Annotated in this window: 9 protein-coding genes and 1 pseudogene; 9 read left to right on the forward strand and 1 reads right to left on the reverse strand. The window is 62.5% G+C overall.

All coding sequences use genetic code 11. The annotated features are described in order from the left end of the window. Positions 1-21: 21 nt before the first annotated feature. Positions 22-990, reverse strand: coding sequence for a lipoyl synthase (gene lipA, locus JQ632_RS00625; protein WP_212400284.1), 969 nt, complete (start codon positions 988-990; stop codon positions 22-24). A 601-nt stretch (positions 991-1,591) separates the two neighbouring features. Between lipA and aceE the strand changes: the two genes are divergently transcribed. From aceE to JQ632_RS00670, 9 genes and pseudogenes are all read left to right on the forward strand, one after another. After that, positions 1,592-4,279 (forward strand): pyruvate dehydrogenase (acetyl-transferring), homodimeric type, encoded by a 2,688-nt coding sequence (gene aceE, locus JQ632_RS00630; protein ID WP_409363459.1) that lies wholly within the window; start codon positions 1,592-1,594, stop codon positions 4,277-4,279. A gap of 24 nt (positions 4,280-4,303) precedes the next feature. Beyond that, on the forward strand, positions 4,304-5,872 hold the full coding sequence (locus JQ632_RS00635) for a dihydrolipoyllysine-residue acetyltransferase (RefSeq protein ID WP_212400286.1): 1,569 nt from the start codon (positions 4,304-4,306) through the stop codon (positions 5,870-5,872). Positions 5,873-5,888: 16 nt separating this feature from the next. Further along, the gene (gene lpdA / locus JQ632_RS00640) at positions 5,889-7,634 is read left to right on the forward strand and encodes a dihydrolipoyl dehydrogenase (protein ID WP_212400287.1); all 1,746 of its coding nucleotides are present in this window, start codon (positions 5,889-5,891) and stop codon (positions 7,632-7,634) included. Between the two features lie 47 nt (positions 7,635-7,681). Continuing rightward, the gene (locus tag JQ632_RS00645; protein WP_212400288.1) at positions 7,682-9,010 is read left to right on the forward strand and encodes a dicarboxylate/amino acid:cation symporter; all 1,329 of its coding nucleotides are present in this window, start codon (positions 7,682-7,684) and stop codon (positions 9,008-9,010) included. A gap of 42 nt (positions 9,011-9,052) precedes the next feature. Further along, positions 9,053-10,225, forward strand: coding sequence for an acetyl-CoA C-acetyltransferase (locus JQ632_RS00650; RefSeq protein ID WP_212400289.1), 1,173 nt, complete (start codon positions 9,053-9,055; stop codon positions 10,223-10,225). A gap of 111 nt (positions 10,226-10,336) precedes the next feature. Then, positions 10,337-11,062, forward strand: a complete 726-nt coding sequence (gene phbB / locus JQ632_RS00655) for an acetoacetyl-CoA reductase (protein ID WP_212400290.1) — start codon at positions 10,337-10,339, stop codon at positions 11,060-11,062. Positions 11,063-11,071: 9 nt separating this feature from the next. Beyond that, positions 11,072-11,344, forward strand: a pseudogene (locus tag JQ632_RS00660) (acyl-CoA thioesterase); the annotation flags it as partial. Positions 11,345-11,439: 95 nt separating this feature from the next. Then, entirely contained in the window at positions 11,440-13,716 is a 2,277-nt protein-coding gene (locus JQ632_RS00665; RefSeq protein WP_212400292.1) for an NADP-dependent malic enzyme, read from the forward strand. A 50-nt stretch (positions 13,717-13,766) separates the two neighbouring features. Further along, complete coding sequence (locus tag JQ632_RS00670) at positions 13,767-15,089, forward strand: NAD(P)/FAD-dependent oxidoreductase (protein WP_212400293.1); 1,323 nt, start codon at positions 13,767-13,769, stop codon at positions 15,087-15,089. The last annotated feature ends 37 nt before the right edge of the window (positions 15,090-15,126 follow it).

Genomic DNA, 15,126 nt, shown 5'->3' on the forward strand with positions numbered 1-15,126 from the left:
TCGGCTGTGCGTCTCCGGTCGTTAACCGCGCCGGCGTTCGCGGAGCTTGCGAAAGTCGTCTCCGGCGTGGTGCGAGGAGCGTGTCAGCGGCGTGGCCGATACCAGCAGAAAGCCCTTGCCATAAGCGACCTTCTCATAGGCTTCAAATTCGTCCGGAGGTACGAAGCGTACGACAGCGTGATGCTTGCGCGTGGGTTGCAGATACTGACCGATGGTCAGGAAATCGACATCGGCGGAACGAAGGTCGTCCATCAATTGCAGCACCTCGCTCCGGCCTTCGCCGAGGCCGACCATGATACCAGACTTGGTGAATATCTGCGGATCGAGCTCCTTCACGCGTTGCAGCAGCCGGACCGAATGGAAATAACGTGCGCCGGGCCGCACCGTCAGATATTTCGACGGCACCGTCTCCAGATTGTGGTTGAACACGTCGGGCTTCGCAGCAACGACCTCTTCGAGTGCGCTGCTCTTGCGCAGGAAATCCGGAGTGAGGATTTCGATCGTCGTACCCGGACTCGCTGCGCGAATGGCCGCAATCGTCGCAGCGAAATGCGCTGCGCCTCCGTCAGCGAGGTCGTCGCGATCGACTGAGGTGACGACCACGTGTTCTAGCCCAAGCTTGGCGACCGCTTCGGCAACCTTGGCCGGCTCATCGGCGTCGAGCGGGCCCGGCAGGCCGGTGCGCACGTTGCAGAAGGCGCAGGCGCGCGTGCAGGTGTCGCCCATGATCATGAAGGTCGCGTGCTTCTTCGCCCAGCACTCGCCGATGTTGGGGCAGCCAGCTTCCTCGCAAACGGTCACGAGTTTGTTCTCGCGCACGATGCGCCTGGTCTCGGCCCACTCTGCCGAGCCAGGAGCCTTCACCCGAATCCACGTGGGCTTGCTCTGTATCGGCGTATCGGGGCGGTTCGCCTTTTCGGGGTGACGCGGCACCTCGGGCCGTCCCTTCGCCCGTGGATCGTTGCCGAGGAGATCAAGTATGACGGTCATTTGGTCAAGCCCTGTGATGTGCGAGAGCCGAGGATGATGCGTAGCGAAACCACTTGTAATCGCACCGCTCGCGCCGCTGCGCGCTCGAAAATGCAAGAGAATGCCGGTCGCGGACATTCGCGGTCCGAATGAAGCTAGTCAACTCGATTTGTCACACTCGCGCTTGTGCTCGCGGCACGGCGCTTTCGGCCGGGCTGTTGGAAGTTCAAGCGGTCGACACGCGGCGTCATTTGGTGCTCCGCCTGATGATCCGATCTTTCGGGCGGAACCTGTTGGCTGTTTTCCGGAGGGCCAGACAAGTCGCGGGCCGAATATGCCAGATGCCTCGATCAGATGCCCGACAAACCGCAGCAAAATGAATGGCATGGGCATGAACGGCTTGCCCTTCCGGTGGATGGCACGAATGCTGCTTAACAAGCTGCAAAAGAAAAGCAGTTCTTAGAAGCAATGCGAGGGGACGTTCAGATGCCAGCCAACACTCAATCTTTCACCTAGAGCGACGAGCGATATCGCCTGCGCGACATTGCGCGCTTCCGCCTGACCGCGGGGCGCAATGATCAGTGACGTCTGGACTTCGGCTTGGCATGCAATGGAGAGGGTAATGAAAGTTGCGGACGCGCACGATCTGGATCCGCAGGAGACCCGGGAATGGCTCGACGCGCTATCTGCCATCCGGGGTCACCGCGGCAGCGAACGAGCCGAATTCGTCGTCAATACGATGATTGACGCCGCCCGTAGCGGCGGCCTCAATATTCAGCAGACGCTGACGACGCCTTATTGCAACACGATTCCTCTGGACCAGCAGCCGCCGTTGCCCGGCGACCGTGCCATCGAGCACAAGCTGCGCTCGATCATCCGCTGGAACGCGCTTGCCATAGTTCTGCGCGCCAACAAGGAGAGCTCGGAGCTCGGCGGCCACATCGCGAGCTTCCAGTCCGCTGCCACGCTCTACGACATCGGCTTTGGCCATTTCTGGCATGCGCCGACGGAAGATCATGGCGGTGATCTGATTTTCGTCCAGGGCCACTGTTCGCCCGGCATTTACGCGCGCGCCTTTCTCGAGGGCCGGCTGAGCGAGGAGCAGCTTCTCGGCTTCAGACAGGAGACCGGCGGCCAGGGCCTGTCGAGCTATCCGCACCCCTGGCTGATGCCGGATTTCTGGCAGTTCCCGACGGTGTCGATGGGACTGGGGCCGCTGATGGCGATCTATCAGGCGCGTTTCCTGAAGTATCTCCAGAACCACAAGCTGGCCGAGACTTCCAATCGCAAGGTCTGGGCTTTCATGGGCGACGGCGAAACGGACGAGCCGGAATCGCTCGGCGCGATTTCGCTCGCCGGTCGCGAAAATCTCGACAATCTGATCTTCGTCATCAACTGCAACCTGCAGCGGCTCGACGGGCCCGTTCGTGGAAATGGCAAGATTGTCCAGGAGCTCGAAAGCGTTTTTCGCGGTGCCGGCTGGAACGTCATCAAGGTGCTCTGGGGGGCGGGCTGGGACCGCCTGCTGCAGAAGGACAAGAGCGGGCTCTTGCTGAAGCGCATGGAGGAATGCGTCGACGGCGAGTACCAGGACTTCAAGAGCAAGAGTGGCGCCTATATCCGCGAGCACTTCTTCGGCAAGTATGACGAGCTGAAACAGCTCGTCGCCGACATGAGCGACGACGAGATCTGGCAGCTGGCACGCGGCGGTCACGATCCGGAAAAGGTCTTCGCGGCCTATGCAGCGGCGGTGAACCACAAGGGCCAGCCGACAGTGATCCTGCCGAAGACCGTCAAGGGCTACGGCATGGGGGAATCTGGCGAAGGTCAGATGATTGCGCATCAGGCCAAGAAGATGACGCAGGACGCGCTGCGCGGCTTCCGCGATCGCTTTCAGGTGCCGGTCGCAGACGCGGAACTGGCGAAGGTTCCCTTCATCAAGCTGCCGGAAGACAGTCCGGAGATGAAGTACTTCCGAGCCCAACGCCAAAAGCTGGGGGGAAGCCTGCCGCAGCGCCGGCGCAAATCCGCCTCGTTGCAAATTCCGCCGCTGTCGACGTTTCAGCGGCTGCTCGACGCCACCGGCGAGCGTGAAATCTCGACCACGATGGCGTTCGTGCAGATGCTAGGCGCCCTCGTGCGCGACAAGGCAATCGGCAAGCACATTGTGCCGATCGTGCCGGATGAATCCCGCACCTTCGGCATGGAGGGCATGTTCCGCCAGCTCGGCATCTACTCGTCGGTGGGCCAGCTCTACCGGCCGCAGGACGCCGATCAGCTGATGTACTACCGCGAAGACAAGAGCGGTCAGGTGCTTCAGGAAGGCATCAACGAAGGCGGCGCGATGTCGAGCTGGATCGTCGCGGCGACGTCCTACAGCACGAGCAACGTGCCGATGATCCCGTTCTACATCTACTATTCGATGTTCGGCCTGCAGCGCGTCGGCGATCTCGCCTGGCTCGCGGGTGACATGCGTGCCCGCGGATTCCTGCTCGGCGGTACGGCCGGCCGCACCACGTTGAACGGCGAAGGCTTGCAGCATGAGGATGGCCACAGCCACGTGTTGGCCGGCACCATCCCGAACTGCATCTCTTACGATCCGACCTTTGCCTATGAGGTCGTGACGATTGTGCGCGAAGGCATGCGCCGCATGTACGAGGCGCAGGAGGACGTCTACTACTACATCACCTTGATGAACGAGAATTATCCGCATCCCGCGCTCGCCGACGCCGGCGAGGGCGCGGAGGAGGGTATTCTCAAGGGACTCTATCTCCTCAAGAATGGCGGCGAAAGCGCGAAGAAGGGGCTGCGCGTCCAGCTCGTCGGTTCGGGCACGATCCTGCGCGAAGTGATCGCGGCCGCCGATCTGCTCAAGGCGGACTTCGGCGTGACGGCGGACGTGTGGAGCGCGACCAGCTTCAACGAACTGCGCCGTAATGGCATGGCAGCGGAGCGCTGGAACCTGCTGCATCCAACCGAGCCGCGTCGCAAGAGCTGGGTCGAAAACCAGCTTGAGGGCCATGCGGGTCCGGTCGTGGCATCGACCGACTACATGCGCAACTACCCTGATCAGATCCGGGAATACGTCCAGGCGGCCGGGCGGCGCTACGTCGTGCTCGGCACGGACGGGTTCGGCCGGAGCGACTACCGGGTGAAGCTGCGCAAGTTCTTCGAGGTCGATCGGCACTACGTCGCCGTCGCTGCGCTCAAGGCGCTCGCCGACGAAGGCGCAATCAAGCTGGCGGTCGTGGCCGAGGCCATCGCCAAATATCAGATCGACGCCGGGCGCGCTGCGCCCTGGACCGTGTAAGGCAGCGGAGCCGAGGGCAGAGCGATGAGCGGTGTGATCGACATCAAGGTTCCAGATATCGGCGACTTCAAGGAAGTCCCGGTGATCGAGATATTCGTCAAGCCGGGCGACAAGGTGAAGGCTGAGGATCCCCTCGTTGCGCTGGAGTCCGACAAGGCGACCATGGAGGTGCCGTCGCCGCGGGATGGCGTGGTGAAGTCCGTGGTCGTCAAGGTGGGCGACAAGGTGAGCGAAGGCGCCGTGATCGTGCAGTTCGTGGGCGCTGGCGCCGAGCAGGCCGAGGCTCGCCCGGTCGTCAGCGCGCCGCCATCGCCTGTCAGCGCGCCGGCTGGTGTCGCCGAGGTACGCGTCCCCGACATCGGTGACTTCAAGGACGTTCCGGTGATCGAAATCTTCGTCAAGCCCGGCGACAGCGTCAAGGCCGAGGATCCGCTGATCGCGCTCGAGTCGGACAAGGCGACCATGGAAGTGCCGGCGCCGCTCTCGGGCACCGTGCGCGAGATCAAGGTGAAGACGGGCGACAAGGTCAGCGAGGGCGCGATCATCCTCCTGCTCGCGACCAGCGATACATCGGCGGCGGCCAGCTCGGTGGCGCCTTCGCCTGTAGCCCCGTCGTCGGCGCCCGCCGCGGCTCCTGTGGCGCACCCCGGTGGGGTCGACGAAAAGGCGTTCGCGCTCGCCTATGCCGGACCGGCTGTCCGCAAGCTGGCGCGCGAGCTGGCTGCGGATCTCGGCAAGATCAGGGGCAGCGGCAATCATGGCCGCATCCTGCGCGAAGATGTCGAAGCCTTCATCAAGGGCGGGGCGGCAGCTGCCAAGCCGCAGGCCGCGGCTGCAAGCGGAAGCGGAGTCGGCGGCATCGATCTCTTGCCCTGGCCCAAGATCGATTTCGCGAAATTCGGCCCGGTCGAGCGCAAGGAACTCGGCCGCATCAAGAAGATTTCCGCCGCCAATCTTCACCGCAACTGGGTCGTCATTCCGCACGTCACGACCCACGACGAGGCCGACATCACCGATCTCGAGCAGTTCAGGGTGAAGATGAACAAGGAGCTGGAGAAGAGCGGCGTGAAGCTCTCGCTCCTGCCGTTCATGGTGAAGGCCGCTGTCTGTACGCTGAAGAAATTTCCGGAGTTCAACGCGAGCCTCGATGGCGACACGCTCGTCTACAAGAACTACTGGCACATCGGCTTTGCCGCGGACACCCCGAATGGGTTGATGGTGCCCGTGATCCGGGACGCCGACAAGAAGTCGGTGCCGGAGATCGCCAAGGAGATGAATGAGCTCGCCAAGCTGGCGCGCGAAGGCAAGATCAAGCCCGACCAGATGCAGGGGGGAACGTTCTCGATTTCCTCGCTCGGTGGCATCGGCGGCATCTACTTCACGCCGATCATCAACGCGCCAGAAGTCGCGATCATGGGTGTCTGTAAGGGCCATTGGAAGCAGCATTCGGCTGATGGCAAGACCTGGGCCTCGCGTCTGACTCTGCCGCTATCGCTGTCCTGGGATCATCGCGTCATCGATGGCGCGGCGGCCGCGCGTTTCAACGTCCATTTTGCCAACGTGCTCGCCGATCTGCGGCGCGTGCTGTTCTGAGAGGGGAGGGAGCAGCATGGCTCAGCAGATCGAAGTGAAGGTCCCGGATATCGGCGACTTCAAGGACGTTGCGGTGATCGAGGTCATGGTGAAGGCGGGCGAGACCGTCGCGGTCGACACCAGCCTGATCATGGTCGAGTCCGACAAGGCATCGATGGAGATTCCATCCTCGCACGCGGGCGTGGTCAAGGACGTGAAGGTCAAGACCGGCGACAAGGTCAGCGAAGGGACGATCATTCTCGTGCTGGAAGCCACGGGAGAGGTTGCCGCCCCCAAGCCCGCGTCTGCAGCTCCGGCCAAAGCCGCTCCGCCCGTCGCCGCGCCCTCGGCATCATCCTATTCGGGCAAGGCGGATCTCGAATGCGATATGGTGGTGCTGGGTGCTGGGCCCGGCGGCTACTCGGCTGCCTTCCGTGCCGCCGATCTCGGCATGAAGACCGTACTCGTCGAACGTTACGACACGCTCGGCGGGGTCTGTCTCAACGTCGGTTGCATCCCGAGCAAAGCGCTCTTGCATACGGCATCGGTGATCGATGAAGTCAAGCATCTGCCTGATCACGGCATTTCCTTCGGTGCGCTGCAGGTCGACCTCGGCAAGTTGCGCGGCTTCAAGGATGGCGTAATCAAGAAGCTGACCGGCGGCCTTGCCGGGATGGCCAAGGCCCGCAAGGTCGAGGTCGTGAACGGCGTGGGTGCCTTCCTCGATCCGCATCATCTCGAAGTGGTCTCGGCGGGCGGGAAGAAAACGATCAAGTTCGCCAAAGCCATCATCGCAGCCGGCAGCCAGGCCGTGAAACTGCCATTCCTGCCCGAGGACCCGCGCATCGTCGATTCGACCGGCGCATTGCAGCTGAAGTCGATCCCCAAGCGCATGCTGGTGATCGGCGGCGGCATCATCGGGCTCGAAATGGCAACGGTGTATTCGACGCTCGGCGCGCGCATTGATGTCGTCGAGATGCTCGACGGCCTGATGCAAGGGGCCGACCGCGACCTGGTCAAGGTCTGGGAGAAGACGAACGCAGGCCGTTTCGACAAGGTCATGCTGAAGACCAAAACGGTGGGTGCAAAGGCAACCGAAGCCGGGATCGAGGTGAGCTTCGAGGGCGCGCAGGCGCCTGCCGGGCCGCAGGTCTATGACCTCGTTCTCGTGTCGGTCGGCCGCAGCCCGAATGGCAAGAAAATCGGCGCGGAAAGGGCCGGTGTCGCGGTGACCGATCGAGGCTTCATTGACGTCGACAAGCAGATGCGCACCAACGTGGCACACATCTTTGCGATCGGAGACGTCGTGGGGCAGCCGATGCTGGCGCACAAGGCCGTGCATGAAGGCCATGTCGCGGCGGAAGTCGCCCACGGCGAAAAATCCTGTTTCGATGCACGGCAGATTCCGTCCGTCGCCTACACCGATCCCGAAGTCGCCTGGGCCGGCAAGACCGAAGACCAGTGCAAGGCCGAGGGCATCAAATTCGGGAAGGCGGTCTTCCCCTGGGCAGCCTCCGGCCGCGCCATCGCCAATGGTCGCGACGAGGGATTCACAAAGCTGCTGTTCGACACGGCAACGCACCGCGTCATCGGTGGCGGCATCGTCGGCACGCATGCGGGCGATCTCATCAGCGAGATCTGCCTGGCGGTCGAGATGGGATGCGAGCCCGCCGACATCGGCAAGACCATTCATCCACATCCGACGCTCGGTGAATCCATTGGCATGGCGGCCGAGGTGTTCGAGGGCCACTGCACGGACCTTCCGCCGCAGAAGAAAAAATAGTCCCTGCCGCCGACACGGGCAGATGCAACGAGATCAAGGAGGAGACGATGTCTGGAACGATCGCTGTGACGACGACGCAGAAGAAACCTTTCTACCGGATTTTGTATGTCCAGGTGATCGCGGCGATTGTGCTCGGCATTATCGTAGGCTGGATTTCCCCCGAACTCGGCAAGAACGAGTGGATCAAGGCGATGGGCGACGGCTTCGTCAAGCTCATCAAGATGGTGATTGCGCCAATCATTTTCTGCACCGTCGTCTCCGGCATCGCCCACATCTCCGAAGTGAAGAAAGTCGGCCGGGTAGCGATCAAGGCGCTGATCTATTTCGAGATCGTGTCGACGCTTGCACTGGCACTCGGCTTGATCGTCGGCAACGTGGTGCAGCCTGGAGCAGGCTTTCAGGGTCAATCCAACGCCGCTGCTGTCGCGGGCTATGCCAAGCAGGCGAGCGAAATGAAGTCGGTCGATTTCGTCCTGCACGTCATCCCGGACACCGTTGTGGGTGCGTTTGCACAGGGCGAAATCCTGCAGGTCCTGCTGTTCGCAATCCTGTTCGGCTTTGCGTTGATGGGGCTCGGTGAGCGCGCTCATACCGTGCGCGCGTTCATCGATGATGTGGCTCACGCAATGTTCGGCGTCATCTCGATCATTGTGAAGGCGGCCCCGATCGGTGCGTTCGGTGCAATGGCCTATACAATCGGGCGGTATGGTCCGCAGGCACTGGGCAATCTCGCCGGGCTTATTGCAACCTTCTATATCACCGCGCTCCTGTTCGTCTTTGTGGTGCTTGGTCTGATCGCCCGCTTCGCCGGATTCTCGATCTTCAAGTTCCTCAGATATCTGAAGGATGAATTGCTGATCGTGCTTGGCACGTCATCCTCGGAGAGCGCGCTTCCGCAGATGATGGAGAAGCTCGAGCGCCTCGGCTGCTCTAAGCCGGTCGTCGGCCTCGTCGTGCCGACCGGCTACTCCTTCAATCTGGACGGCACCAACATCTACATGACGCTGGCGACGCTGTTCATTGCGCAGGCGATGAACGTGCAGCTCAGCTTCGGCGAGCAGTTGACGATTCTCATCGTCGCCATGCTCACCTCGAAGGGCGCATCGGGCATCACGGGTGCCGGCTTCATTACGCTCGCAGGCACGCTCGCCGCCGTCAGGCCGGAGCTGCTTCCCGGCATGGCGATCGTGCTCGGCATCGACAAGTTCATGAGCGAATGCCGCGCTCTGACCAATCTCTGCGGTAATGGCGTCGCCTGCGTGGTGGTGGCCTGGTGGGAGGGCGAACTCGACCGCGAGAAGCTGCGTGTCGGACTCCAGCGCGAAATTGACCCAACGGACTTCGAGACCGCCGTGGCGGAGGGCAGGGGCTTCTGACAATCGGATTGCGAGAGAACGAACGTAAAAGAGGAATTGGTCATGACTGATGTAGTGATTGTGTCCGCCGCGCGGACGCCGGTTGGCTCTTTTAATGGGGCGTTCGGATCGCTGACCGCCCATGAGCTCGGGGCCGTGGCGATCAAGGGCGCCCTTGAGCGCGCCAAGGTCTCGCCTGAAGATGTCGACGAAGTCATCCTGGGCCAGGTCCTGGCCGGTGGCGAGGGGCAAAACCCGGCGCGCCAGGCTGCGATGGCGGCCGGCATTCCGCAGGAGAAGACGGCGTGGGGCATGAATCAGCTTTGCGGGTCGGGCCTGCGCTCGGTCGCCCTGGGCTTGCAGCAGATCGCCAACGGCGATGCGAAGGTCATCGTCGCAGGCGGCATGGAGTCCATGTCGATGGCGCCGCATCTCTCGCATTTGCGGAACGGCACCAAGATGGGCGACGTCAAGTTCGTCGACTCCATGTTGAAGGACGGCCTGATGGACGCCTTCCACGGCTATCACATGGGGGTCACTGCGGAGAACATAGCCGCCAAATGGCAGATCACCCGTGCGGAGCAGGATGCGTTCGCCACCAGCTCGCAGAACAAGGCCGAGGATGCGCAAAGGGCCGGCAGGTTCAACGACGAAATCGTTCCCGTCACCGTCAAGACCCGGAAGGGCGACGTCATCGTCGACCAGGATGAATACATCCGTCCGGGGACGACGCTCGATGCGCTTGCGAAGCTCAAGCCTGCCTTCAACAAGGAGGGTACGGTCACCGCCGGCAACGCCTCGGGGATCAATGATGGCGCGGCCGCTCTCGTACTGATGAGCGCGGACGAAGCCAAGAAGCGCGGCCTTACCCCGCTCGCGAAGATTGTCTCCTGGGCCACGGCGGGCGTCGATCCCGCCGTCATGGGCTCAGGGCCGATCCCGGCCTCCCGCAAGGCCCTCGAAAAGGCCGGCTGGAAGGTTGGCGATCTGGATCTGGTCGAAGCCAATGAAGCGTTCGCGGCGCAGGCGATCGCCGTCAACAAGGACATGGGCTGGGATCCGTCGATCGTCAATGTCAACGGCGGCGCCATCGCCATCGGCCATCCGATCGGTGCGTCAGGCGCGCGCGTTTTGACGACACTCCTGTTCGAGATGCAGAAGCGCGGCGCGAAGAAGGGCCTCGCCACGCTCTGTATTGGCGGCGGCATGGGCGTTGCCCTGACGGTCGAGCGCTAGGGGGCAATCGCTGCGACCAAAGCATTGGCGTGGGCGGCACCAGCCGCCTGCGAGGAACGCCGGCTCCCGAGAGCCGGCGAATACAAGGTCAATCCAGTTCAGGAGGAGAGCATGTCCAGGGTTGCAGTGGTAACTGGCGGAACGCGCGGCATCGGAGAAGCCATCTCGATCGCGCTCAAGGCGGCCGGCTATAAGGTGGCCGCGAGCTATGCCGGTAATGATGAAGCCGCCGCGAAGTTCAAGAGCGAGACCGGAATCAATGTCTACAAGTGGGACGTCTCGAAATATGAGGCGTGCGTCGCAGGCCTGAAGCAGGTCGAAGCCGACCTGGGGCCAGTGGATGTACTGGTCAACAATGCGGGCATCACCAAGGACGGCATGTTCCACAAGATGACGCCCGACCAGTGGTACGCGGTCATCAACACTAATCTGAACTCGCTCTTCAACATGACGAGGCCGGTGTGGGAGGGCATGCGTGAGCGCAAGTCCGGCCGCGTGATTTGCATCTCCTCGATCAACGGCCAGAAGGGCCAGATGGGTCAGGTCAACTATTCCGCCGCCAAGGCGGGTGATATCGGCTTCGTGAAGGCGCTGGCGCAGGAGGGCGCGCGTGCGGGCATCACCGTCAACGCGATCTGCCCCGGCTATATCGCCACCGAAATGGTCAAGGCGATCAACCCGGAGGTCGTGGCCAAGAGCATCCTGTCGCAGATTCCGGTCGGGCGTTTGGGCGAACCTCACGAGATTGCGCGCACTGTCGTCTTCCTGGCCTCGGACGATGCCGGCTTCATCACGGGTTCGACGATTTCGGCGAATGGCGGCCAGAGCATGATCTGAGCCACCGCCATGTCGATCCAACCACGAGGCGACCTCACGACACGGACACTCGCCATGTCGGCGGATGCGAACCCGAGCGGCGATATCTTCGGGGGCTGGGTGCTTTCGCAGATGGATATCGCCGGCGGAATCCATGCCAGACAGCACTCACAGCGGCGCGTTGCGACGGTTGCAGTCGAGGTGATGCATTTCATCAAGCCGGTCTATGTCGGGGATGTTCTGTGCGTCTACGCAGCGCCCGAGCGGGTGGGACGCGTCGAGATATTGCGCCGGCGTTTCGAAGACAGAACGGCACGCGATGCGCACGCGTGGCGGAAACACCTGACAGGCGAGCGGCGCATCCGCCGCCCGAACAAAGATTAGAATCGGGGAATACGATGGACCAGGATCTGAGGGAAGCCGCACTCGAATATCACCGTCTGCCGAGGCCGGGAAAGATTTCCGTGGTGCCCACCACGGCCATGGCGACGCAGCGCGACCTGTCGCTGGCGTATTCGCCCGGCGTGGCCGAGCCTTGCCTGGTCATCGCCAAGGATCCACTCAAGGCCGATGAGTTGACGGCGCGCAGCAACCTCGTGGCTGTCGTGACCAACGGTACCGCGGTGCTTGGTCTTGGCAACATCGGCCCGCTGGCGGGCAAGCCCGTCATGGAAGGCAAGGCGTGCCTGTTCAAGAAGTTCGCGGGGATCGACGTCTTCGATATTGAGCTGGCCGAGGAGGACCCGGACGCATTGGTCGAAACCATCGCGAGGATGGAGCCGACGTTCGGCGGGATCAATCTGGAGGATATCAAGGCGCCGGAATGCTTCTACATCGAACAGAAGCTGCGCGCCCGAATGAAGATTCCGGTCTTTCACGATGACCAGCACGGGACCGCGATCATCGCCGCGGCTGCGATCCTCAACGGGTTGAAGCTGGTCAAGAAGGACATCGCGGACGTCAAGCTGGTTTGCTCCGGCGCCGGCGCCGCGGCGCTGGCTTGTCTCGACCTCATCGTCAGCCTTGGCTTGCGCCACGATCGAATCATCGTGACCGACGCAAAGGGCGTCGTTTATGCCGGCCGTACGGACGGCATGGACGACAACAAAGCGCGCTATGCGGTGAAAACGGAGGCACGAAAGCTCGACGAGATCATCCAAGAGGCGGACATCTTTCTGGGCCTGTCGGCGGGCAATGTGCTGACGCAAGACATGGTCAAGAAGATGGCGCGCGATCCCTTGATCTTTGCGATGGCCAACCCGATCCCGGAAATCATGCCTGAAGACGCGCTGGCGGTTCGCCCCGATGCAATCATCGGCACGGGACGGTCGGACTATCCCAACCAGATCAATAACGTCCTCTGCTTTCCGTTCATCTTCAGGGGCGCGCTCGATTGCGGAGCCACCACAATCAATGAGGAGATGAAGCTCGCGACAGTGCGCGCACTGGCCGATCTGGCCATGGCGGAAGTGCCCGAGGTGGTGGCCGCTGCGTATAAGGGCGAGAAGCTCCGCTTCGGTCGCGACTATCTCATTCCAAAGCCGCTCGACCCGCGTCTCATCGAGGTCGTGGCACCCGCGGTCGCCAAATCTGCGGCCGACAGCGGCGTCGCCAAGCGTCCGATCGCGGACATGGAAGCCTATCGGCAGCAACTGAGCCGGTTCGTCTATCATTCCGGCAACGCGATGCAACCGGTCTTCTCGGTGGCGAAGGGAAGCGGAAAATCATTGCTGCTGGCGGAGGGCGAGGACGAGCGCGTGCTGCGCGCCGCGCAGGTGGTCGTTGACGAGAGGATTGCAAGACCCTTGCTGGTCGGTCGGCCCTCGGCGATCGAGGAGCGGATCAAGTCTTTCGATCTTCGGCTGAAGCCTGGCAAGGACTGCGAGATCGTTGATCCACATGATGCGGAAATCTATTCCAAATGCGCGGAAGTGTACCATTCGCGGCGGAAGCGCGACGGCGTATCGGCCTCGCTGGCGCTCTCCGAGACCCGGAGCGATGCGACCGTGCTCGCCTCGCTTCTCCTCGAAAGAGGTATCGGCGATGCGATGCTGTGCGGCGTCATCGGCAGGACTGCCGACCACCTGACCGCGATCCGCAACGTGATCGGCACCCGCGATGGCGTGCGGACGCTGGCCGTGATGCAGATGCTCATCCTGCAGCAGCATCAGCTGTTCATTTGCGACACCCATTGCCACATCAACCCGACCGCACAGCAGGTCGCCGACATCGCCTTGCTGGCGGCGGCGGAGGTCAGGCGGTTCGGCATCACGCCGCGGGTAGCGTTGCTGTCGCATTCGAGCTTCGGCAGCTCTGCGGTCCCGGAAGCGAGCAAGATGCGGGAGGCGCGGGCGATCATTCGCGAGCGAGCGCCCGATCTGGCGATCGAGGGCGAGATGCGCGGTGATGCGGCGCTATCGCCATCCGTGCTTCACCACGAGTTTCCCGACTCCGGTTTCGAGGGACCGGCGAATGTGCTTGTCATGCCGAATCTCGACGCCGCCAATATCTCCTACAATCTGCTGCGGATGGCGGCGGGGCAGGGACTGACTGTCGGCGGCATCCTGCTCGGGGCGGCAAAGCCGGCTCACATCCTCACGCCATCGTCCACGGTGCGGCGCATCGTGAACATGGCGGCGGTCGCGGTCGCCGACGCCGTCTCCGAGAGAGCCTGATCAGGGGGATGCGCTCGGACGGTTTGTGAACTTGATTGGTCGAGGCCATCATGGGTAAGCCGCAATTGGGAACACCCCGGATCGTGATCGTCGGAGGCGGAGCCGGCGGCCTGGAGCTGGCGACCCGCCTCGGCGACAAATACGGGCGTAAGGGTAAGCTCGACGTCACGCTGATCGAGCGCAATCGCACGCATGTGTGGAAGCCAAAGCTGCACGAAATCGCCGCCGGCAGCATGGACATCTCCGCCCACGAGGTTGACTACCTCGCGCAATCCTACTGGCATGGGTTCCGCTACCGCATTGGGGACATGATCGGGATAGATCGGGATCGGCGTCAGGTGCAGGTGGCACCGTATTTCGACAGCGAAGGTCGTGAAGTCACGCCGAAGCGAACTTTCGACTATGACGCCCTCGTCGTGGCCATCGGAAGCCAGAACAACGATTTTGGCACGCCTGGCGTCGTGGACCACGCAATCAAGCTTGAATCACAGGCCGATGCGAGGCGGTTCCATGAACGCATGGTCAATGCCTGTATTCGCGCGCATGCCCAATCGGCGCCTCTGGGGGCGCACCAGTTGAAGGTCGTGATCATCGGTGCCGGCGCGACCGGTGTCGAACTTGCGGCCGAACTGCACAGAACGACGCGCGAGGTCGTGGCGTATGGCCTCGATCAGGTCGATCCTCAGAAGGACATCAGGATCACGCTGATTGAAGCCGCTGACCGTGTGCTGCCCGCGCTACCAGAACGTGTTTCAAAAGAGACGGAAAAACTGCTCGCCAGGTTGGGGGTTAATGTTCTGGTCGGCGCCAAAGTTGCCGAGGTCGGTCCCGACCGCGTGAGCCTGACCGACGGCCGGACCATCCCTGCCGAACTGATCGTCTGGGCAGCGGGCGTCAAGGCGCCCGATTTCCTGAAAGATATCGCCGGGCTGGAGACCAACCGCATCAATCAGCTCGTCGTCAAGCCAACGCTGCAGACGACGCGCGACGATAGCATCTTCGCTATCGGCGACTGCTCGGCCTGCCAGTGGGGCGAACGCGGCAACGTTCCGCCGCGCGCGCAGGCGGCGCATCAGCAGGCCTCCCATCTCTATCTACAGATTCCGCGCCATCTGCGCGGCGAGCCGCTCAAGGACTATCGTTACAGGGACTTCGGATCCCTGGTCTCGCTCGGTGAATTCAGCACGGTCGGCTCGATGATGGGAGCGCTCGTGGGTGGCAGCCTCGTTTTCGAAGGCCTCTTTGCACGGATGATGTACCTGTCGCTCTACAAGATGCACGAACACGCGCTGCACGGTTCGGTGAAGGTAGCGCTCGACACGCTGGCCCGCCTGATCACCCGGCGCACCGAGCCGCACGTGAAGCTGCATTGATGCGCATTTGAGTCACGCTGGAGGTGCTGCGTGAACC

Source organism: Bradyrhizobium liaoningense, assembly GCF_018130955.1.
Lineage (GTDB): Bacteria > Pseudomonadota > Alphaproteobacteria > Rhizobiales > Xanthobacteraceae > Bradyrhizobium > Bradyrhizobium liaoningense_C.

Excerpts from the sequence above, each read along its gene's own strand:
- lpdA (WP_212400287.1), top strand. The coding sequence starts at position 5,889 with ATGGCTCAGCAGATCGAAGTGAAGGTCCCGGATATCGGCGACTTCAAG.
- JQ632_RS00635 (WP_212400286.1), top strand. The coding sequence starts at position 4,304 with ATGAGCGGTGTGATCGACATCAAGGTTCCAGATATCGGCGACTTCAAG.
- aceE (WP_409363459.1), top strand. The coding sequence starts at position 1,592 with ATGAAAGTTGCGGACGCGCACGATCTGGATCCGCAGGAGACCCGGGAA.
- JQ632_RS00645 (WP_212400288.1), top strand. The coding sequence starts at position 7,682 with ATGTCTGGAACGATCGCTGTGACGACGACGCAGAAGAAACCTTTCTAC.
- JQ632_RS00670 (WP_212400293.1), top strand. The coding sequence starts at position 13,767 with ATGGGTAAGCCGCAATTGGGAACACCCCGGATCGTGATCGTCGGAGGC.
- JQ632_RS00665 (WP_212400292.1), top strand. The coding sequence starts at position 11,440 with ATGGACCAGGATCTGAGGGAAGCCGCACTCGAATATCACCGTCTGCCG.
- lipA (WP_212400284.1), bottom strand. The coding sequence starts at position 990 with ATGACCGTCATACTTGATCTCCTCGGCAACGATCCACGGGCGAAGGGA.
- JQ632_RS00650 (WP_212400289.1), top strand. The coding sequence starts at position 9,053 with ATGACTGATGTAGTGATTGTGTCCGCCGCGCGGACGCCGGTTGGCTCT.
- phbB (WP_212400290.1), top strand. The coding sequence starts at position 10,337 with ATGTCCAGGGTTGCAGTGGTAACTGGCGGAACGCGCGGCATCGGAGAA.